The following is a 22,094-nucleotide window of genomic DNA, read 5'->3' as shown; positions in this document are numbered from 1 at the left end:
ATCAAGTCCGACCGAATGGGACTATGGCTGGGTATTCATAATCATCTTGAAGTATATACACCATTTGTCCCTTTTTCTGCATTTTAGAAAAATATGACACTCCTTCATCTTCATACGGTCCACTAAAGATGACGACTGGTGAATGTTGTTGTTGCTTCTCAACGAAGTTAAACATTTTGTTTAATGGTACCGTATTTCCTCTTTCGTTTAAACGTGCTAGAAGATCCAGTACCTTACCTAATTGTTTCGAGCCTTCACCCTTTGGAAGATGATAAACCGCTGCTCCACTGGCCATGCGAAGGTTCAGAAACAACTCAAATTCAATTCCCTTTTTCGTAGCAAATTTTGCCATATAAGCCACATTGCTTATGATAGACTCTAAATTCTCAACAACACCTAAATGGTAGGTCGGCATATTAGGTACTCGTAAGTTGATAATAAAAGTCCAAGAGTAATGAGCTGTTTTCTCAAAAACCTTCGTTTGCAATGTTTGTGTTTTAGCACTAGCCTTCCAATGAATACGGCCAAAGGAATCGGAGTAAACATAATCCCTCGTACCGATGGGTGACAATAAATGTTCATGTATACTAGATTGAATCGGAAACTCACCTTGTGCTTTGGTGGCAAATAATTTTTCAGTTTGTGGAACTGAAATAATCTGAGGATGTACGATTAATTCCTTATGAATAAAAGGATTAAAACTAAGTTCAACAAACCCGAAACCGAAGAAGTTAGGTATTGTTACATTTATGGATTTAATCCTAGTAGCCCCACGGGTAATTGCTTTTAATGGAAGAGGAATTTGGATCGTCTCTTTCCCTTTTAAATGAATTGGAATTGTAAAAACTATATTTGATTCTGAGGGATAAGAAGGGATTCCTACGCCTTCGACGATTGACTCAAGTTTTAATTCTACTATTCCTCGAAAAATCGGTAATCTGCTAAGCTGTGATAATTTTAAGGTTAAAATGGTTTCTTCTCCAACAGATAAACGAATTGTTTCTCTACGATTTTCCAATTCAAGTTGATCCGCTACATGATTTAAATAGTATAAACTCATCCTACTAAGAACCAATAAAAAACAGCCTAGAAAAATTAACCAATACGTATCTTGGTAAAAGCTAACAAGCAGGAGTACACAAGCAATGAGTGTAACAAGCTCTAATGCATTTCCTCCATGAACATTTTTTCTCCATGTCATTTTATTTCAACGCCCCTGTTTCTGCAGGCACTTCAACGCTTTTTAAAATGGTTTCTAACACTTGACTATTCGTTCTTTTCAGTGACGCATCTAACGTTAAAACTAAACGGTGCGCTAACATGTAAACTGCTATATCCTTGACATCCTGAGGGGTGACAAATAATCGGTTTTGTAGAAATGCTCTACCTTGAGCTCCTCTCATTAGAGCTAACGTTCCACGCGGACTAACACCCATTTCGATTTCATCATGATTTCGTGTCAAATGGACAAGTTCAAGAATATAATCTTCTACATCCTCAGAAATCGAAACTTGCTTAACGTCTTCTTTCAATTTAGTGATCTCATCCAAAGTAAATACCGTGTTTAGGTTGTTGTATGGCGTCCCATTACGGTATGTCTGCATAATTTTCTTCTCTTCTTCGATTGTCGGATACCCTAATGGGATTTGCATAAAGAAGCGGTCCATTTGCGCTTCTGGTAATGGGAATGTACCTTGCTGAGACTCAATTGGGTTTTGCGTAGCAATAACCATAAAAGGTTTTGGAAGTGCAATCGTCTCTCCATCAATTGTCACTTGGCGTTCTTCCATAACTTCTAATAAACTAGCTTGTGTACGTGGCGTGGCACGGTTAATTTCATCTGCTAAAAGAATATTCGTCATTACTGGCCCAATACGAAGCTGAAAATCTTGCTCCTTAGGATGGAAAAATTGAATCCCTGTTACGTCACTTGGTAATAAGTCTGGGGTAAACTGGATTCGCTTAAAAGAACCATCAATCGTTTTTGCAAAGCTTTTTGCGAGTTGAGTTTTTCCTGTTCCAGGAACACTCTCTAATAATACATGACCATCGTTTAATAGCGCGATAAACACCATTTCAACGATATCGTTCTTACCGATAATAACCTGACTAATTTGTTGCTTTAATTGTAAAACTTTTTCTGTTAAGTTCAAGATTGATTTCCCCTTTTCAACTTTATCTCTTTTTAATTTGTAAGAGTAGTCTGTTAAGTAAGACACCTCGAATTTATGTTCTGAATGCTCGAAAGATTCAGACCATACGACTTTAATTATGCAACTAAAGACTGGTTTTGTCCATTTTTTTACAAAGTAACATGTGATACAAATCACCTATTTAGTTTTATAGCTTCTTATTACTATTTTTGTTATTCTATATCATAAAAAGGAAGATACATGAGGAGGAAACAATTAGAATGGCTGGCAAAAAATATTATGTTGTTTGGAGCGGAAGAAAAACGGGTATTTTTGAAACATGGGCAGAATGTGAGCTACAAACTAAGGGATACCAAGGTGCTCGGTTCAAATCCTTTCCGACCATCGAAGAAGCAACAATGGCATTTAAAGGAGGGTATGTTAAAACATCCTCTGCTGGCCCTAAAAAAACAATCTCAAAAGAAAAACCAAGTGCCATTTCAATAGATATGGATAGTATATCCGTTGATGCCGCTTGTAGTGGAAATCCAGGGATGATGGAATATCAAGGTGTATATACAAAAACTGGAGAACAAATATTTCATTACGGCCCTGTTCTTGGCACGAATAATATCGGTGAATTTTTAGGAATCGTTCATGCCCTTTCCTATCTAAAGCAAAAAGAGAAAAATACAACCATTTACTCTGATTCAAGAACCGCTATTGCTTGGGTCCGAAATAAGAAAGCGAATACCACCCTAGAACGAAATATGAAAACTGAAACCGTTTGGTCACTTATAGAACGTGCGGAAAAATGGCTGAAGGAAAACTCTTATTCAAACAAAGTGTTGAAATGGGAGACAAGTCAGCTTGGAGAGATTAAAGCCGATTTTGGGAGAAAATAAAATATCATTCTAAACATAACAAGAGACTGAATCGCTTCAGTCTCTTGTTATGTTTACCTTAAATTCCCATTCAATTCTTCTAATCTCCCAGAAATCGCTATAGCCATTTCTTCTGCTGTTTTAGGAATGGATGCTTTTAAGATATTATTTACAATTGAACCCATTGCTCCTTCAGCAACAATTTCAAGGAAACCCGTCATTCTTGTCATATTACTTCTAATCTTTTCTGCTTTAAAATAGCCGTGACCTGTAAACTTCTCATTTAATCCTTTTAAATTAAAGGTTACTAGGTTTGGCTCATTCCATTCTGTAATATCAATCAATAAACTAACCTTTTTCTTCATAATTCCAATATCACTTTTAAATTCCCACGTTGATCTTCTTTCATTCATTTTTTGATGACCAATATAACCTGGAACTAGTGGTGCCCAATTATCCATATCCTTCACAAAATCCCAAACATTCTCTATAGGTAGATGAACTTCTACTTGATGCATTCCGCTTGGCATAAAATTTCCCCTCTTTCCTTTTCAAGAAAGTTATATGCCTATAATGGTTTATTTAGAAGAATTAATTTCACCAATCCAATCAAAATTAGCTATATTTTCAGAAAACATTTAAAATAAACATAAAGTACAAGGTTAGGAGAGATAAGGTATGAAAACAATCAAGGTTGGTATTATCGGTACGGGCTTCGGAGCAAAAGTACACGCTCCAATGTTTCATTTTCATGATGGATTTGAAGTAGTATCAATCTCAAGTGTTTCGAGAGGGAATATTGAAGAAGCAAAGAAATCTAGCGGTATTGAAAATGTGTATACTGACTGGAAGCTAATGCTAGATCAAGAACAGTTAGATTTAGTTGTTGTTGCATCCGCTGTTCATTTGCACCGAGACATGGTCTTAGCAGCCTTTGAAAAAGGATTAGATGTTTTATGCGAAAAGCCTATGGCCTTACATATTGCAGAAACAGAAGAAATGATGTCAGCTAGAGACCACGCAAAAAAACTTGGACTTATTAATCATGAGTTCCGATTTCTCCCTGCCCGTACTAAGGTAAAAGAGATTTTAGAAAGCGGGAGCCTTGGTCAAATCTTACATGTCCGATATTTGTGCTCCTACGCAAGTTACACCTCATTAGTGTCTAGAACACGTGGTTGGCTTGGCCAAGAAGAAAAAGGTGGTGGAATGCTAGGCGCAATTGGGTCGCATATGACGGATTCCCTCCAATGGTGGATGAATAGCCAATTTAAAGAAGTATTTGCCCAGCTTCCAACACACGTACCAATCTATAAGGATGAAAGTGGAAATATAGAAAACCGAACGGCTGATGATGCCTTTCAGTTAATAGGCACATTCGAAAATGGTGCCACTGTAACGATGGAGCTTTTATCTGCAGCACGACAAACGGAAAATAACTGGCGTTTAGAGGTATTCGGTACAGAAGGCACAATTGTCATGCTTGATGATAATAAAGTATTTTTCTCTACTATAGATGAGCCGCTTAAAACAGTAGAGCTTGTTCCAGAAATAAAAGCACCTGTCGGCATGTCCGATGTTGCTTCAAGATATTATAATGGATTCCACCGAATGCTTGATGCACTATATGAGTCAATGGCCACTAGATCCAAACATCCTTATTTAGCCGATTTTGAAAACGGCTATTCCACTCAAAAGGTACTTGATGCAGCTCGACACTCAGCAAAAGAAGGTAAAAAAATTGTAGCAAATTAATATTAATATAAAAATACTAGGATCCCCCATCTCTCTTGAAGGCTCCTAGTATTTTTATTTTATCCATTTAAAACAACGCCACATTCCAAACATATAGAAAAGGTATCCAAAAAACGAATAGATATGCTTCCACTGGTCCGAGTGGATAAAAAAGCCATAGCTTTCAGATAGCCTTTCAATACAGGCAATAACGATACTTGTAAGAACAAGGAAACTCCATCTTTGAACTAGATTCATTTTCATAATAATGATCATCATTAAGTACGTAAATACAGGAAGAATGATTAAAGTAAAAGCGATATTAATAGTAAAAATCTCTGGAAAAAGTCTTTTTGGAAATGAATACATCCCTATGCTAACAAAATATAAATCTAAATATGTTCCGATTATAACCGCTAGCAAAGGTATGGCTATGTGTTCTCTTTTATAAGAAAATCGCTTTTTTGGCAATGGTGGCGAGCTCAAGTTTTTCAAGGGTTTCGCAGTATTCATGTACAATCTCTCCATCTATTTTTTGAGTGTCTTCCAATAAATAATCAATGACCCTCCAATCGTCATACCAATCTCCTTCTTCCGCTGGTTCGTGCTCGACATTTTTCCATGCAAAATCCAATCTTGGACTGTATATACGTGCTACACCTTTTCGAAGCTGGCATTTTTTCAATCTTCGAATATAAAAGTTCCCAGGCGCATAATCCTTCACATCATTAAACAAATGTGGCCAGTAGTCTTTCCTTGAACCAGTATGAGAATTTTCAAATGCCCAACTCTTCGATTCTTTTAATATTTGATCATTAGAGAATAGGAGAGAATATAAACGTTTACCTAGCATTATTCGTTCGTGCAATGAATCAAATTGGTTAATCGTCTGACCCATTAACTTTATTTTGTTGTTTTTAATATAGGGAAAGAGAATATGATTAAAAGATAGGAGTTCTTGAAGCTTATATTCAAATGTTTCAAAGACCGTTTGTTTAAAATGGTTATTATCCATCACTCTTTTTTCTAGATAGCTTTGCTCATTAATTACTAGAGCAATCGTTAAAATATATTTGTCACCGTGTTTCCAAAAATCATTCCAAATCGTTTCCATAAATACGGATACATTGAAATAGGGTAAGAGATGGAATAGCTTACGATTTCTTATTAGACTTTCTTCATATAATAAGAACTGTGGATAGGCATCTTGAAAAATAAGCCAATTCCCTCTTTCTAGAAATGAAAAGAAGTATTGTCTAGATTGCTTGTCGAGCAGTCCTTTTAAGAAATCCCCCTTCAAGTCTGTCATATTCCACCCACCATTACGAGAGACCATATGACCTAAAAAAGCCCATTGTATTTCTGGATGCTGCTTATAAAATTCGAAATAGGCTTTTGTTCTTGTAACATTGCTGTGATTAAGCTCCTCCGTTTTTCTTTTAATTTTTTTAATTAACACTTTCTCGTCTATTGAGAGTGTAGGAAGAGGTCGCGTTTTTGATTTGATAAGCTCCTTTTTTAATTCAATTAAATCTCTAGTAAAAGCAGCATTTTTTCTCTTCTTAAAGCCAAAAATCTTAATCCCCCCTTTGCATGCTTTTATTAAGTCATGAATATCTTTGATACTAAACAATCATTGGAAAGGATGATTTACTGGTGGCTCTAGATCCTAGCTCGGAAATCAACCGAATTATCGATAGATTAAAAAAAGACCAAACGCATAATGGTACCTGGAATTACCCTTTTGAGACAGGAGTCTCTACAGATGCCTATATGATTATATTATTGCGGTCTTTACAAATTAATGATGAACAATTAATTCAAGAGCTAAGCAATCGAATATTAAGCAAACAAGAGGAAAATGGATCATGGAAACTTTTCATAGATGAAGGAATGGGGAATTTAACAGCAACAGCGGAAGCCTATTATGCACTTTTATATTCAGGCTACTATTCGCAAGTGGATAAACCATTACGTGCTGCAAGGAAGTTTATCCTAGCAAACGGTGGCATTGAAAAATGCCATATGTTAATGAAAATTATGCTTTCCATAACAGGTCAACATAAATGGCCGAACTTCTTTCCTATACCCATTGAAACCGTCCTCTTACCACTAACATTTCCAATCAATTTCTTCGATTTTTCTGTCTTTGGAAGAGCCAATCTCGCCCCCATTATGATTCTTGCAAGTAAGAAATATATGATTCGAACAAGTAAAAGCCCTAATCTTACTAACATTTTTATCAATAGAAATTATAATAGGGATGACGAGTTCTTTGCTTTGATGCGTTCTAATGAATATCGCTCCATTTTTTCAACTATAACCACTGGTATCAAAAGTTTAATCGGTTTCCCAGAACAACTTCAGCAGTTAGCTTTGGAACGAGCCAAACAATATATGCTAGATCGGATTGAACCAGACGGGACCTTTAATAGTTATTTTAGTTCAACCTTTTTGATGATTTTCGCCTTATTAGCCCTTGGATATCCAAAAAGTCATCCCATCATTCGAAATGCCATTTCAGGATTGAAGTCGATGAAATGCCAAATAGACGGTAAAACTCACATTCAATATACAACCGCCACAGTTTGGAATACTTCACTAATCAGCTATTCCTTACAAGAAGCAGGAATACCTGATTCTGATCCAGTTCTAGAGAAGGCGACTCACTATTTACTGTCTCGTCAGCAATATAAATTTGGCGATTGGGTTATTCATAATCCTAACAGTTTACCAGGTGGGTGGGGATTTTCCGACGTTAACACGATACTTCCAGATATCGATGATACCACTTCTACATTGAGAGTTCTTCGTAATCAAATAAATAAAATCCCACATACTTCCCACGCATGGGAAAGTGGCATACGTTGGTTGTTTTCTATGCAAAATGACGATGGTGGTTGGTCAGCTTTTGAAAAAAATGTAAACAAAGGCTTCTTTCACTTCATTCCTATTCAAGGGGCAGAATTTTTGATTTCTGACCCTTCCACTCCTGATTTAACAGGTCGAACATTAGAATTTTTTGGTCATTATACAAACTTATCGAAAAACCATCCTTCCATGAATCAAGCAATACACTGGTTACTAGATCATCAAGAACGAAATGGATCATGGTATGGAAGATGGGGTATCTGTTATATTTATGGGACTTGGGCAGCGATAACTGGACTTACGTCAGTTGGTGTCTCACCAAGTCACTCATCAATTCAAAAAGCCGTGAAATGGTTAAAACATATTCAAAACCCTGATGGCGGGTGGGGAGAATCCTGTAAAAGTGACATGGAGAAAACCTATATGCCATTAGGTGCAAGTACATTGACCCAGACTGCCTGGGCACTTGATACACTCATTTCAACTTCAAAAAAACCAACTCCTGAAATCATTGCTGGAGTCAAATTCCTTTTAGAAAACGGAAACCGTGTAGACTGGACCACTGATTACCCCACTGGACAAGGAATGGCTGGCGGTTTTTATATTCATTATCACAGCTATCGGTATATCTTTCCTCTATTAGCACTTTCCCACTATCACCAGAAATATATGAAGTAAACATAAGAATCAACTTGTAATGCTCTTTTCGCATAAAAGAAGTGCCAAGGAACATCCTAATATGGATGGACTTGGTACTTCTTTTTATTTATTGGAGGTTTTGAGATAAATGAAGATTTCTTTCCTATTAGGCATATTACTTTTTAGCCAACAAACGAATTCATATGATCAAATCATTGTACAACAAGAAGGAAAAACGATTGCGATTGAAAAACGATCCGATTTCATCCTCCCTCTCCCAGGTGGTCCATTTATTAATCTTGAATATTTAAGTCCTTTTCTAAAAAAAATAACAAAAGAAAGTTTTCAAAAGCCTATGAATGCCACTATTGATGAAAATGGAGGGATTCACTCTGAAACTATCGGTTATAAATTAGACCAAACATCCTTCACCACACAACTTTTTGACAGTCTTTTTCAAAAGGGAACTACTATAATTGAAGTAAAAAAAACACCTATTTATCCAGAGGTAGACAGTGAAATCCTTTCTAATATTCAAGAAAAACGCATTGGCCAATATATAACCTATTATAACGCTACAAATAAAGAGCGCTCTTTTAACATACAACTTGCGGCAAACGCAATAAATAATCACGTTGTATTTCCCGGTCAAACATTTTCATTTAATAAAGTTGTTGGCAAGCGCACGGCTCATAAAGGGTATCTTCCTGCTCCTATCATCGTAAAGGGTGAATTGTCTGAAGGTATTGGTGGAGGTATTTGCCAAGTTTCTTCTACCTTATTTAATGCGGTTGATAATTCGGGACTTAAAATCGTTCAACGCTACTCGCATAGTAAAACTGTACGTTATGTTCCACATGGAAGGGATGCAACGGTTAGCTGGTATGGCCCCGACTTTAGATTTATGAATAAGTATAATCAACCGATCCTAATAAAGGCTAAAACATATGGAGGTAAATTACTAGTGTCCATATACTCTTCTGATTCGGTTAATTTTAAGCCTCGAAAAATCCCAAGTGCATCACACCAATTACCAGAAGAAATTAAGGTTTCAATTGAACAAGAAGAAAAGAGTCCCGAATGAATTCGGAACTCTTTTTTTAATAGACATCTTGCTTAATAAATACAATAAATGAAATTAGTATAGCAACGAGACCCGAAATTGTAAGGACTACCAACGAAAACCCTAACGTCATTCCTTCGATAGGTGGTGCATTTCCCGCTAAATAAGCTGTTAAATCAAGGTTTATCATGAAAAAATATTTGGCAGTCTCCCAGGAAGAAACCATATTACTTAAAATGGCTCCAGATATCAAAGCGGCTAGCATGACACCCATACCAACTGGGGTGCTTCTAATTAATACGGAAAGCATGAAGGTTATCGTACCAACAATGACGGCCACAAACCAAACTAAGCTAAATTCCATAAAGAGATATTGCCACTGCGGTATCATTTGAGCTGAACTTGTTATTAATTCTCCCGCTTCACTTGTAAACCCTGTTAGGATGGGAGCAGACCATCCTTGGTACCCAAAAACTATGCCAGAAATCATGTAGGATAGGAACCCATACATAAAAATAATGATAGATACTGACAGGATTAGAGCAACATATTTACTTAAAAGGATTTTCCATCGTTTTACTGGCCTTGTAAGCAATAGCTTAATTGTTCCTGCACTTCTTTCAGAGGATACGAGATCAGCCGCGATGACCATAACCATTAGAGGCAAGAATAAAGTTATTGAATTTTCAGCAAATGTTCGGGTAAAGGTAGGAGCACCCGGTTCCATTGGGTTAACATTGTGATCAAGATAATATTGCTGTTGCTGAATTCTCAAACTTAACTGGCCTTTCCATTCCTCTGATATCCCACTGCTCGTCAATCGATTTTGCGTATCAATAATTTGCTGCTGCAATGTTGTACGCCAATCTATTGAGCCTACTCTTTCAATCCTTCTTTCAATTTCTTTAAACTGGGCATATGTAAATAGGCTAACGAGAACAGCAATAATTAAAGCCACATAGACTAGTTTTTTTCTGCGAACAATTTTAAGCATTTCATTATGTACTAAATTAATCAACAGATTCCCCCCCTGTCATTTCCAAGAATAAATCCTCTAATGCAGGAAGTTTTCGATTCATCTCCTTAACCTCAACTCCGTTTTCGATTAGGCTTTTGTTCCATAATGCTGTCTCACCTTCGATAAATGGCGTAATAAGTTCTTCATCACCTGATTTAGTAACGTTTGTATATTTACTTAATATAACTTCAGCTTTTTCTATCGGGCAAACTTTCCAGATTAAACGTTCTTGAAGAGTTAATAGATTATCTACTGAATCAACTTTGATTATTTCACCTTTAGTAATGATTGCAACTCGATCGCACATTAATTGGATTTCACTAAGTAAATGACTAGATACCAATACCGTTAACCCTTCGGTCTCAGCAAGATACCGTATAAAGCTACGCATTTCCCTAATACCCATTGGGTCAAGACCATTGGTTGGCTCATCTAAAATAAGTAGAGAAGGTTTTCCCAGCAACGCTTGGGCTATTCCAAGTCTTTGTCTCATCCCTAAAGAATACGTTTTCACAGGATCATGAATTCGTTCTTGAAGCCTTACTAAATTTACCACTTCTTCGATATGATTTTGGTCCACTTTTGGCAACATTCTAGCAAAATGTTGAAGATTTTCCCAACCAGATAAATAAGAATACATTTCTGGGTTTTCGACAATACAGCCTAAATAACTCATCGCTTTTGTAAAATCAGTTACGACATTATAACCACAAATCTCAATGGAACCTGAAGTAGGTTTAATTAATCCAACAAGCATCCGAATCGTTGTTGTTTTCCCTGCACCATTCGGCCCTAAAAAACCAAAAACCTCTCCTCTTTTTAATTCAAAATTAACGCCTTTAATGATTTCTCTTTTTCCAATTGCTTTGCGTAAATTTTTTACAGAAAGTGTGACCTCGCTCATTTTCCCGCTCCCTTACCATGTAATTAATGAGGATACACGTTCTGCTATTAACTTGTACCCCTTAGTGTTGGGATGGAACTTATCTGTATATAAATAGTCATTAACCTTTAACTGGAATAAATCAAAGGTAGGAACGAACACCGTTTGTGGATGCTTGTCCAATAATTCACTCGTTTCAAAGTTCCAATGCCGTACTGCCTTCGTCATTAGTGCTGCATCATTCAAATCAATAAATGGATTATATAGGCCAACGAAGAAAATAGTAGCCTCTTTATTCAATACCCTTAAATCAACTATGATTTTCCCCAAGTTCTTAAGGTATTGTTCTCTAAGACGATCTATATTTTCAAGATTTAAGTCCATAATTGTTTGTCCACTTTGAAATAAATCATTACCACCTATTGTAATGAGAATAAGATCCGCATTTTTCAATTGCTCTTTAACTCCTGTTTGTTGAAGCTGATTAACCAATTGTTCAGATCGATACCCCTTCACACCTAGGTTTTGTAGCGTGATTTTCTCGTTTGTCTTGTCTTCTAATTCCTCTACTAAGTAACCAATATAACCCTTTCCTTCAATATCTCCCGTGCCTCTAGTTAATGAATCACCTAGTGCGACAATTGTTTTATTTTGATCATTTTGATCCTTTTTAACCATTTCCTCTTTAACAACAACATTGGTCGTCTTTTCACTAAAGAATTGATTTTGTAAGGTCCAAGTAAATCCTACTAAGAAAAGGGTAAGAGTTACGAGTGATATCACGTATGTTAACTTGACTGTAAAATTTTTCACCCCATTGCTCCTTTTATACAATCTAGATTCAATTTAGTACCAATCATGTTGATCCGAATGACGTCGGTAGCGTGATTCATAACAGCCATTGCAAATCGGAAACTCATGCTCTAACGATAGCTTCTTCCCACAATTTTTACACTTTTTCGTTAATGTTTTAACTTCTTTCTTTAGGCTTTCATGAACATCATCACTAATTTCTGCACGTAGACGTTCCCAATATAAAGCTTCCGTCCGATGACCAAGACGGTATAGGAATAAAAGATGAAGGCCAATTGCCTTATAGGTAAGCTCTAAATCTTCAAGTGTTCGTTTTTTAATTCTAGGTTCGGGTAGTTCTACACCCTCTACAATGGCAAACATATTTTGTTGCCATTGCTGAATAAGCTCTGGCTCCTTTTGTGAAAAAGGCATATGCAAAAAGCCATATAAATCAACCATCGGAAGTCTTGCTTCAATATCAGTACCTCGAATCAGCTCATAAAGCTCACGTTCTTCTGATAATGTCGCTTTCTTCGTCCCTTTTGGAGATTTGAAAATTTCCCACAGTTCAAAAAAAGTACCTAGGTCACGGTAATATCTTTGGAAACGTTCAAAAACGGTTGTAGTTGGGGCAATGGCAAATTCGTGAACAGGTATATCTTCTTTCTCTAAAAGTTCATTCATTAACTTAATATCGGTCATAAAAGCAACTTTTCCGATATTGTAGATACCTTTCCTACCAGCACGGCCCGCAATTTGCTTCACTTCTTGAGATGTTAATCGACGTCTTTTTGTCCCATCGAATTTATCATTTTCTAAAAAGACAATTCGTCGAATAGGTAGATTAAGCCCCATTCCAATTGCATCGGTAGAGACGATTACCTTTGTTTCTCCTTTGATAAATCGTTGAACCTGCTTTTGCCTAGTCTCAGGTGGCATGCTCCCATAGATCATACTGACAGAATGTCCAGCTCTTTGAAGGCGGGCAGCATTTTCTAATACTCTTTTTCGCGAGAAGCAAATTAGTGCGTCACCTTTTTTCACATCGTTCAACTTAAAAGTTTTCGATTCAACCTCAAGCGGAATATCACGGCTATACTCGTTAATAACGATATCTGCATCACCTAATAGCTTTAATACCATCGATTTTGAATTTTTACTTCCAATAATATGTACTTCATTGGCATTCGCTTTTGTTATTGCCTTATACCAAGAAAAGCCTCGGTCCTTGTCGGTAATCATTTGTGCCTCATCAATCACAATGACCCCGTAAAAATCCTTTTCATGGAACATTTCTACCGTGCAAGATATATGTTGGGCATTTTGAACAACCTTTTCCTCTTCTCCTGTTTTTAAATTACATGGAGTTCCTTCATTATTCAATTTGTCATATACTTCAAGTGCTAAAAGTCGTAACGGCGCTAAGTATAAGCCACTTTCTGCTTCCTTCATTTTTTCTAATGCTTGATGTGTTTTACCAGTATTGGTTTCCCCAATATGAAGTACGTATTGAATATTTCTACCATAGGAAGGACTATATTCTCTACCAAATATATCTTCAAGCATCCTCGACTCTTCTTGTTTCTTCCGTTCCAGTTCAGCGAGCTCTTCTATTTTCTTTTTAGCCCAGGCAGCCCGGTCATGGGCTAATAAATCGCGATGTTTTTCTTCATCAAAAGGGATTTCTGAGAGCTTTAGAAGGTCCTCTACATACTCCTCCTGTAGTTTTGAGTAGAAATTTTCAATTAAATCATAGAGTGGTTCCTCAATCATATCTTCATCCAAATCATTAATGCTTTCTTCAAACAATTCCTCGTATTTTTGGACTAAATCAGTAGGCAAGTGCTCTAGTACTAGATTTGAGGTCGTTTCAAATAAGAATTCACCGATTAATCTTTCATATTCAAAGTAATAAGTTTCATATTCAAAATGAGTTCTTCCCCCATGTAAGGTTTTATGAATATCTCCCGTTAACTCTTCTAAAAACTCAGCAACTATAGTAAAGGAAGCAGGATTAAACTTTCCTTCCTCTTCTAATTTTAATTCGAGAGCAAAGGTATCTATTTTTTTATATTTCACTTTATTCGTAAAATCATTTTTCAGTTGAACGGAAACATAGTGTCGAGTTTTTAAAAATAATACCTCTTCTAATTCATGGATGATTTCGGTAATTTCATTATCTATTTCATCCTGAACTTGTCTTCTCTGCTCAAAAAGCTGTTCTTCTGACTCCCGATTTAAGAATCTTTTTCTTGCTCGTCCATGTCTTTCTATCCATTTTTCTTCTTGATTTTTAAAGGTAGTATTTAACCAATCCACTACTTGAAAAGGTTGATAGCTTCTTATTTCATTTCGAAATAGAGTATTGATTAATTTACGATCGACCCCTTCAACCTCAAACCCTTTTTCGACTAAAAATTGCTTTTTTTCACTTTTAGAAACTTTATTGGTGGCCGAATTTAACCAAACATTCACCCAAATTTGCTCAATATAATGATTTCTATCTGCGAGATACTCATTAAAGGATGGCGTTATCTCTTTATTTTCTAAATAGTGATCGATATCATCATAAATTTTTTGTTTTGTATGCTGTATGGCTAATGGATAAATCATTTCTATGCTACTCATAATGGTAATTGTCCCCCCTTTTTATAGGTATCCATGTAATTTTAGTTTGCATCATTATTTTAAAAAGTTACTAAATATCAAAAAAATCAATCCTCATGTTTAAATCTCTATTTCAAGTACTACAGGACAGTGATCACTTCCCATTATCTCCGAGTGAATCTTGGCATCTACCATGTTACCTGCAATTCGTTCAGAAAGAATAAAATAATCAATCCTCCATCCAATATTTCGTTCCCTAACTTTATTCATGTATGACCACCAAGTATAAGCACCCTCAAAATCAGGATATAAATAACGATAGGAATCAACGAAGCCGTTACTTAATAAATGCCCCATCTTTCCTCTTTCTTCATCCGTAAATCCAGAATTCCCTTTATTGGTTTTCGAATTCTTCAAGTCAATTTCGTTATGAGCGACATTTAAATCACCACAGAGTATGACTGGCTTTTGCTCATCTAATTTCAACAAATACTCCTTCAAATGGTCCTCCCAAGCTAAACGGAAAGGAAGTCTGGCTAAGTCCCGCTGTGAATTTGGCGTGTAAACATTCACAAGATAGAAGGTATCGTATTCCAATGTTATCGATCGACCTTCAGCATCATATTCTTCTAAACCAATACCGTATTGAACTGAAAGTGGTTTATTTTTTGAAAAAATAGCTGTCCCAGAATACCCTTTTTTAACAGCATAATTCCAGTGTTGTGTATACCCTTCTAACTCTAGGTTAATTTGTCCTTCTTGTAATTTTGTTTCTTGCACACAAAAAATATCTGCATTCACTTGATGAAAATAATCTAAAAAGCCTTTACCCACACATGCCCTAAGTCCGTTAACATTCCATGATACAAGTTTCATTATTTTTAAACTCCTTATTATGTAAAATCTATCCTTATTATACATCAATAAAATGTAACAAGGACACATCCGCATATGTGTCCTTGTTAAACCTATTGATGAAAAGGGTAGTGATGAACCACTCTTCCCGCTCTACCATATGTTGTTTCCGCTTGGGATAAGGAATTGACAATGGCTTCCTCGGTTACTTCCGCTGCAGCAGTAAATAATTGATTAAAAAGGGGATTGTCTTCCCTTAATGAAAGGGATTCGACATAAAGTTGTTCTAGAACATGAGAATGACTATTAGCAGTAGAAAACGCGATAACAATATCCCCGCTTCCATGACTAAAATGACTTCCTGTCCGACCAAGACCAATTCCACAACGTTTTGCTACTCTTAATAGCTGCCGTTCATTTAAAGGAGCATCCGTAGCTAGCACCATAATGATTGAACCATCCGCGGTTTCAGATAGACCTGTATGATTTTCAACCTTGTCGCAGAGATATTTTTGTGCTTGAAACTCTTCCTTTTTCCCAAAATTAGTAAGAACTAAACAACCAATTGTATATTGTTCCTCGTTCCCACTTTGTACAATTCTAGAGGAGGATCCAATACCACCTTTGTATCCAAAACAGACCATTCCTTTTCCAGCACCAACTGCCCCTTCATCTACCACTTCATTTGTAGCTTTTTTAATCGCTTCAATGGCGTGTTCCGCTTGAACTGGGAATTTCCGAATAGAATTCAAATAACTATCATTACATTCACCAACAACAATATTAATCGTTCCTGTAGTATCACCGATTTCAGGATTGGTCTCTAACATGTATTGTAATGTCCCTTGGGTAACAGCAGGCACACCAAACGTATTTGTAAGCATAATGGGAGATTCAATTACCCCAAGTTCATTCACTTGAATAAGACCAGTAGTTTTCCCAAATCCATTAAGAACGTAACTGGCTGCGGTTACCTTTTCTTTAAAAAGATTACCACCATGTGGCAGAATAGCCGTTACTCCAGTGCAGGCAAATTCCTCATTAGCTTCATCTAACCGATAATCTACAGTTACATGACCAACTTTCACACCTGAAACGTCGGTAATACAGTTTTTTCGTCCAGTTGGTAGAGAGCCAATTACGACCCCTGCTTCTCTAATTTTCATCTTACCCCTCCAAAGAAACAGCTTTTGGACGATGATTCAAGAAATTTTTGTATGCAAATCCTTTTACTTCTTCTTCTTTAAAATTCTTTAATAATTCATTGATTAAATTTTGACTCTTAGAGGAATCCTCTAACCCTGCTACATATGTAGAAATACCATCAAAGTCAGAGCCTAAGCCAATTTGCTTTACTCCACCTAATGAGCAGAAACGATCTATATGCCTTACAATATCAGATACGCTTGCCTTTCCATCCTTCTTCACAAACGGAGGACAATAAACTACATGAATCATGCCGCCTTTTTCAAACATGGCAGTTGCCTGAGCATCAAATAAATTACGAGGATGATCGCACAGAGCTCGCGAATTAGAATGACTGGCAATTGGATACTTGGCAAGCTCCATCACATCCCAAAAGGCTCTCTCACTTAAATGGGATACATCGGTTAACACCTGAAACTCATTGTTCAGCTTTACAATTTCTTTTCCGAATAAAGTCAATCCGCCCCCGCGAGGTTCTCCTGCTCCATCAGCAGCAAGGTTAGCATTGTTCCACGTTAGACCTACAGAACGTACACCTAATTGATACAGTATTCTTAACTTTGTTAAGTCATTACCAATGGCATCAACACCTTCAAGTGTTAACATGGCCCCAATTTCGCCTGGTTTTAATTGGTCAAAATCAGCCCAATTTTTGATATGCTTCATTTCAGGATTTTTACCAAGAACTTCTTGATAGAAATAATCAATTTGCTCTAGAACACATTGGAATTTTTGTTCGGCTTTTATGTCAGGTTCAATAAATATCGCAAAGCACTGTACCTTGACTTTTCCCTGCTGTAGACGGAGTTTGTTCGTTTCTAATTCTTTTGCATCAGCAAATCGTAAAACTCCCTTTGCTTCCCATAGCTTAAGAAGAGCATCACAATGAAAATCGATTATGTTCATAAAATTCCCCTCCTTCGCTCTTGTTAAATCAATTTTAAAAATTGTTGGTAAATCCTATTTGTGACTTCACCTGGTTTCCCCGTACCGATCAGCTTACCGTCAACCTTTACAATCGGCAATACCTCTGAAGTTGTACTGGTTACAAATACTTCGTCTGCCTCTAGAAGTTCCTCCGGTGTGAAATTTTTATCAATAAAATCTATATTTAATAAATTGGTTGCATTTTTTACAGCCATTCGAGTTATCCCAGGTAGAATCTGCTTAGAAAGGGGGGTTGTAAAAACCTTACCGTCTTTTATAATGAATACATTTGAGCTCGATGCCTCAGTCACATAGCCATCTCTTACTAAAATTGCCTCATAACATCCTGCTTCAAAGGCAGTTTGCTTCGCTAAAATATTTGGTAAAAGATTAAGAGATTTAATATAACAATTTGCCCAACGTTCATCCTCATGGAATATAGCTGTTTCACCTTTTTCTCTAGTCGTTTGAGAAATAAGTTTGGCTGGTCTAACGGTCATTGTGATTGAAACAGGTACAGTAGGGAAAAGATGATTTCTTGTAACAATCCCTCTTGTAATTTGCATGTAGACATTACAATCCATTAATTGAGATTTATCCACTGCCTCCAGGATAAGATTTTTAAAATCTTCCACTGTTTGAGTAATGGGTAGCTTGATGGCTTTTGAGCTATTTATTAACCGATCTAGATGTTCGTCTAACATAAATGGAGTACCATTATATACACGAATGACCTCGTATACGCCATCCCCAAATTGATGCCCTCTTTCATCTATTGGTAAGACCAACTCATCTAAATTTGTAAATTTCCCATTAATATATCCAATGCCCATGATTGTTGCTCCTTTTTAAAAAAATTTTGAAATAAATCCTTTCTATAAAGATATATGATTTTTCAACGTAATCCAATAATAAATGAAAAATAAAAACCCACAAAACTGATCTTTGTGGGTGAATTTGAATTTTATCTCTTCCATTTTTCAAGGTTCCATACGTCCGTAACCCAATCTTTGTAAAACTCTGGTTCATGAGAAACCACCAGTACTGTTCCCTCGTATAACGAAAGAGCATGTGCCAAAACTTCTTTTGATTGAATATCTAAGTGATTAGTCGGTTCATCTAAAATAAGCCAATTGCTTCTTGTTAACATCAACTGACAAATTCGCACCTTTGTTTGCTCTCCACCACTTAAGGAGCTTAGCGGTTGAAAAATATGTTCCGTTTTCAAACCTGATCGGGCCAACGCTTGCCGAACCTCTTTTTGGGTCATCTCTTCGTGCAAAGACCATATATACTCAATCGGAGTTTGAGCAGAAGCTGTATTCCACTCCTGTGCAAAGTAGGCAGGTTGAGCATTTTGTCCAAACAATATCTGACCATTTATTGGTGATAGTTCGCCAATGATCGTTTTTAACATCGTTGATTTTCCGATCCCATTATAACCAATTATAGCTATTTTATCTCCTCGTCTTAAGGTAAAGTCAAACGGCGGTAACAACTCCGTTTCATACCCAACCGCTAATTCCACTGCCTCTACAATTAAACTTGCAGGTCGCTCTGAAACCTTAAATGAAAATCTAGGTTTCGGCGTGTACGCTGGTTTGTCGATACGTTCAATTTTTTCTAGCATTTTCTCACGAGACTTCGCTTGCTTTGAGGTGGATGCGCGAGCCTTGTTCTTTTGGATATACGTTTCTAACTTGTCAATTTCTTGCTTTTGCCTTGCGTACTCCAAAAAAATTTGCTGTTTTCTTAATTCATACTGCTCCGTGAATTTTTGATAATTCCCCAAATATCTTGTTAAATTTTTATGCTCAAGATGGTACACCACATTAACGACTTCATTTAGAAACTCCATATCATGTGAAATGAGAATAAAGGAGTTTGGATAATTTTTCAAATAATCCTTTAACCAACTGATATGCTCAAAATCAAGATAGTTAGTCGGCTCATCTAATAGCAAAATCTCTGGTTCCTTTAAAAGAAGTTTTGCTAGAAGGAGTTTCGTTCTCTGCCCACCACTTAACTGTGAAACATCCTTTTCCATTCCTAATACATGTATCCCCAACCCATTGGCCACATCATCTATTTTTGAATCAATAAAATAAAAGTTGTGATGTTCTAATAACTCTTGTAGCTGTGAAAAGCGTTTTAGATACTGTTCTAAAGTTTCGCTGTCTTGGCAATGGGACATTTGACTGGTAAGCTCGAGTAATTCTGTTTCATAATCATATAAATGCTGAAACGCACTCCTTAAATAATCACGGATATTTAATCCTGCTTGTAACTCTGTTTGTTGCTCTAAATAACCAACTTGAATATTTGGCTGCCAGCTAATTTTTCCATTATCAGGTAGAATAGCCCCAGATAATATTTGAAGAAGAGTGGATTTACCAGCCCCATTTGGCCCGACTAATCCAACTCGTTCTTTTTTTAGTAAGCGAAATTCTATATTTTTAAAAACTAATTTATCTCCAAAATAATGGGTGAGATTTTCTACATTGAGAATACTCATTTAAATGTCTCTCCTTTTAGTTCAATTTTATGAACCAATCCGTAAACTTGGAGGACTCGTTCCCAATATTTTAAAAATAAAAGGTAGGGGAAATAAACCCCTACCTTCTTCACGCACAAAAGAAGCCTGCTATAGCACTTCTTAAACACGAATATATAGGAAGATAGGGTACGAAACATTCGTCGTTTACGATTGGATTTACTAAAAATGGGCACACTATTCCCGTTTTAAGTTTCACCCTAAACAAACAACGAACGTTGACATCGTACCTTGATTCCTCCTTAAATGTAAAAAAATAGTAGTACCATTTTATCATATGCAAGAAGTGGAAAATTGTAAAGGGATTTAATGGTAAAAAAATAAAAGAGCACTTTGATGACTGTTTTCTCTCTTTTTGAATAAAACTGGGCACCTATCTGGTTTTTAGTTACCTTTTTTTATAATTTAGACCAAAACAGGCAACTATCTGAGTTTACGTTCCCCTTTTTCACTATTTTGGACCAAAACGGGCACCTATCCAAGTTTACGTGACTGCATCTTCCTTTTCGTACTGAAACCACACCCACAAAAAAACACCCGCAACCAATCACGAGTGTTCAACCACCACAACTATTTAATCTTCTCAAGTGCAGCAACCAATGTCTTCACAACAAACGCCAAATCCTCTAGTTCAATATTCAATGGTGGCGACAGAGTTAACACATTATTAAAGCCTGCAACTGTAACCCCATTCTTTCCAATTATGAGACCGTTCGCCTTACACGACGCAATAACATCATTCACAAGACTTGTATCTAAAGGCTCCTTGGTCACCTTATCCTTCACTAGCTCAAGTCCTAACAATAATCCTTTACCACGGATATTCCCGACATAAGGGTGGTCTGATAAAAGATTACTTAGCTCATTTAACACTTTTTCGCCCAATTCCCTTGAACGATCAAATAATTTTTCCGTTTCCATAATCTCAAGGTTTTTCAAAGCTAAGGCACAGGCAGCTGGACTTCCACCAAACGTATTTACGTGACGGAAAAATTCGTACTCATCCGAGCCTTTAAAAGCTTCATAGATTTCTTTCCGAACGGCAGTTGCTGACAACGGAAGGTATCCACTCGTTAACCCCTTTGCCATCGTAATAATATCAGGCTTGACATCATAATTCATAAATCCGAATGGTTTTCCAGTACGACCGAAGCCACAAATAACTTCATCCACAATTAACAATGCCCCATGTTTTTCACACACTTCTTTTGCGGCCTTCATATAGCCATCTGGTGGAACGATAACTCCTCCACCCGTGATAATTGGCTCCATAATCATCGCTGCAATTGTATCACTTAATTCCCAGGTCATCGCTCTATCGATATCCTTTATCCCATGTGGATCTGTTGCACCGAAATCATCTCGATAACTGTCAGGAGGGGCAACATGTATAAAGCCTGGTGCTAGCGGCTCATATTTATACTTTCTTTGGGCTTGCCCGGTTGCAGCTAGCGCTCCCATTGAGCTACCGTGATAGGATCGATATCGGGAGACAATTTTATACCTACCGCCTTCACCCTTTTGCTGGTGATATTGACGAACAATTTTAAAAGCTGCTTCATTTGCTTCCGATCCACTATTGGAAAAAAAGATAACATAATCGCCACCGAGCATGTCATTTAGTTTTTCCGCTAGTTTAATAGCTGGTACATGACTTTGTGACAGTGGAAAATACGCCAATTCTTTTAATTGCTCGTAAGCTGCCTCTGCAAGCTCTGTTCTACCATAACCTACATTCACACACCATAAGCCAGACATCGCATCTAAGTATCGCTTTCCATCTACATCGGTGACCCAAGACCCTTGCGCTTTCTCAACAACTAGAGTTGCGTTAGGGTTATAAGGCTTCATACTATGCCAAACATATTTTTCATCTTGTTGCTGTAGTGTTTCTTTGGAATGACTCATTTGAACCATGGTAAGCCC

General features: G+C 36.8%; 19 protein-coding genes. 4 read left to right on the top strand and 15 right to left on the bottom strand.

Going from position 1 to position 22,094, the window contains the following annotated elements; genetic code table 11:
* Position 1: 1 nt before the first annotated feature.
* Together LRP83_RS00245 and LRP83_RS00240 are read right to left on the bottom strand one after the other, a co-directional pair.
* Positions 2-1,201, bottom strand: a complete 1,200-nt coding sequence (locus tag LRP83_RS00245) for a DUF58 domain-containing protein (protein ID WP_230494651.1) — start codon at positions 1,199-1,201, stop codon at positions 2-4.
* 1 nt (position 1,202) lies between these two features.
* The gene (locus LRP83_RS00240; RefSeq protein WP_230494650.1) at positions 1,203-2,153 is read right to left on the bottom strand and encodes an AAA family ATPase; all 951 of its coding nucleotides are present in this window, start codon (positions 2,151-2,153) and stop codon (positions 1,203-1,205) included.
* A gap of 260 nt (positions 2,154-2,413) precedes the next feature.
* On the opposite strand from LRP83_RS00240, the gene LRP83_RS00235 reads away from it, so the two are divergent.
* Complete coding sequence (locus LRP83_RS00235; RefSeq protein WP_230494649.1) at positions 2,414-3,037, top strand: ribonuclease H1 domain-containing protein; 624 nt, start codon at positions 2,414-2,416, stop codon at positions 3,035-3,037.
* Between the two features lie 53 nt (positions 3,038-3,090).
* On the opposite strand, the gene LRP83_RS00230 is transcribed toward LRP83_RS00235, so the two are convergent.
* Positions 3,091-3,546, bottom strand: coding sequence for an SRPBCC family protein (locus LRP83_RS00230; RefSeq protein WP_230494648.1), 456 nt, complete (start codon positions 3,544-3,546; stop codon positions 3,091-3,093).
* Positions 3,547-3,694: 148 nt separating this feature from the next.
* On the opposite strand from LRP83_RS00230, the gene LRP83_RS00225 reads away from it, so the two are divergent.
* Positions 3,695-4,771, top strand: a complete 1,077-nt coding sequence (locus LRP83_RS00225; RefSeq protein WP_230494647.1) for a Gfo/Idh/MocA family protein — start codon at positions 3,695-3,697, stop codon at positions 4,769-4,771.
* A gap of 54 nt (positions 4,772-4,825) precedes the next feature.
* Here the strand turns inward: LRP83_RS00225 and LRP83_RS00220 are convergent, their stop codons facing one another.
* Both LRP83_RS00220 and LRP83_RS00215 read right to left on the bottom strand, forming a co-directional pair.
* Positions 4,826-5,263 carry a CBO0543 family protein gene (locus LRP83_RS00220; protein WP_290369464.1) on the bottom strand — a complete coding sequence of 146 codons (438 nt, stop codon included), beginning with the start codon at positions 5,261-5,263 and terminating at the stop codon, positions 4,826-4,828.
* Positions 5,196-6,326: a DUF2515 family protein gene (locus LRP83_RS00215; protein ID WP_435531313.1), complete on the bottom strand. Its 1,131-nt coding sequence runs from the start codon at positions 6,324-6,326 to the stop codon at positions 5,196-5,198. The genes LRP83_RS00220 and LRP83_RS00215 overlap by 68 nt, the downstream gene beginning before the upstream one ends.
* 80 nt (positions 6,327-6,406) lie before the next feature.
* On the opposite strand from LRP83_RS00215, the gene shc reads away from it, so the two are divergent.
* Both shc and LRP83_RS00205 read left to right on the top strand, forming a co-directional pair.
* Positions 6,407-8,299, top strand: a complete 1,893-nt coding sequence (gene shc, locus LRP83_RS00210) for a squalene--hopene cyclase (RefSeq protein WP_230494645.1) — start codon at positions 6,407-6,409, stop codon at positions 8,297-8,299.
* Positions 8,300-8,408: 109 nt separating this feature from the next.
* Entirely contained in the window at positions 8,409-9,344 is a 936-nt protein-coding gene (locus LRP83_RS00205; RefSeq protein ID WP_230494644.1) for a VanW family protein, read from the top strand.
* A gap of 16 nt (positions 9,345-9,360) precedes the next feature.
* On the opposite strand, the gene LRP83_RS00200 is transcribed toward LRP83_RS00205, so the two are convergent.
* From LRP83_RS00200 to LRP83_RS00155, 10 genes are all read right to left on the bottom strand, one after another.
* The gene (locus tag LRP83_RS00200) at positions 9,361-10,341 is read right to left on the bottom strand and encodes an ABC transporter permease (RefSeq protein WP_230494643.1); all 981 of its coding nucleotides are present in this window, start codon (positions 10,339-10,341) and stop codon (positions 9,361-9,363) included.
* Positions 10,334-11,245, bottom strand: coding sequence for an ABC transporter ATP-binding protein (locus LRP83_RS00195; RefSeq protein ID WP_230494642.1), 912 nt, complete (start codon positions 11,243-11,245; stop codon positions 10,334-10,336). The genes LRP83_RS00200 and LRP83_RS00195 overlap by 8 nt, the downstream gene beginning before the upstream one ends.
* 12 nt (positions 11,246-11,257) lie before the next feature.
* Entirely contained in the window at positions 11,258-12,037 is a 780-nt protein-coding gene (locus LRP83_RS00190) for an SGNH/GDSL hydrolase family protein (RefSeq protein ID WP_230494641.1), read from the bottom strand.
* Between the two features lie 33 nt (positions 12,038-12,070).
* Positions 12,071-14,647 (bottom strand): DEAD/DEAH box helicase, encoded by a 2,577-nt coding sequence (locus LRP83_RS00185; protein WP_230494640.1) that lies wholly within the window; start codon positions 14,645-14,647, stop codon positions 12,071-12,073.
* A gap of 99 nt (positions 14,648-14,746) precedes the next feature.
* Positions 14,747-15,502 (bottom strand): exodeoxyribonuclease III, encoded by a 756-nt coding sequence (locus LRP83_RS00180; protein ID WP_230494639.1) that lies wholly within the window; start codon positions 15,500-15,502, stop codon positions 14,747-14,749.
* Between the two features lie 92 nt (positions 15,503-15,594).
* Positions 15,595-16,647, bottom strand: a complete 1,053-nt coding sequence (locus tag LRP83_RS00175; RefSeq protein WP_230494638.1) for a P1 family peptidase — start codon at positions 16,645-16,647, stop codon at positions 15,595-15,597.
* A 1-nt stretch (position 16,648) separates the two neighbouring features.
* A complete protein-coding gene (locus LRP83_RS00170) occupies positions 16,649-17,593 on the bottom strand; it encodes a dipeptidase (protein ID WP_230494637.1) in 945 nt (314 codons plus the stop codon).
* A 23-nt stretch (positions 17,594-17,616) separates the two neighbouring features.
* The gene (gene dat / locus LRP83_RS00165) at positions 17,617-18,447 is read right to left on the bottom strand and encodes a D-amino-acid transaminase (RefSeq protein WP_230494636.1); all 831 of its coding nucleotides are present in this window, start codon (positions 18,445-18,447) and stop codon (positions 17,617-17,619) included.
* A gap of 131 nt (positions 18,448-18,578) precedes the next feature.
* On the bottom strand, positions 18,579-20,129 hold the full coding sequence (locus LRP83_RS00160; RefSeq protein WP_230494635.1) for an ABC-F family ATP-binding cassette domain-containing protein: 1,551 nt from the start codon (positions 20,127-20,129) through the stop codon (positions 18,579-18,581).
* A 609-nt stretch (positions 20,130-20,738) separates the two neighbouring features.
* A complete protein-coding gene (locus LRP83_RS00155) occupies positions 20,739-22,085 on the bottom strand; it encodes an aspartate aminotransferase family protein (protein WP_230494634.1) in 1,347 nt (448 codons plus the stop codon).
* Positions 22,086-22,094 lie beyond the last annotated feature (9 nt).

It is taken from the genome of Pseudoneobacillus rhizosphaerae (assembly GCF_917563885.1).
In the GTDB taxonomy this organism is placed as follows: domain Bacteria; phylum Bacillota; class Bacilli; order Bacillales; family Cytobacillaceae; genus Pseudoneobacillus; species Pseudoneobacillus rhizosphaerae.
Note: the sequence above shows the minus strand (reverse complement) of the source record. Positions and strands in the feature narration are given on the sequence as shown.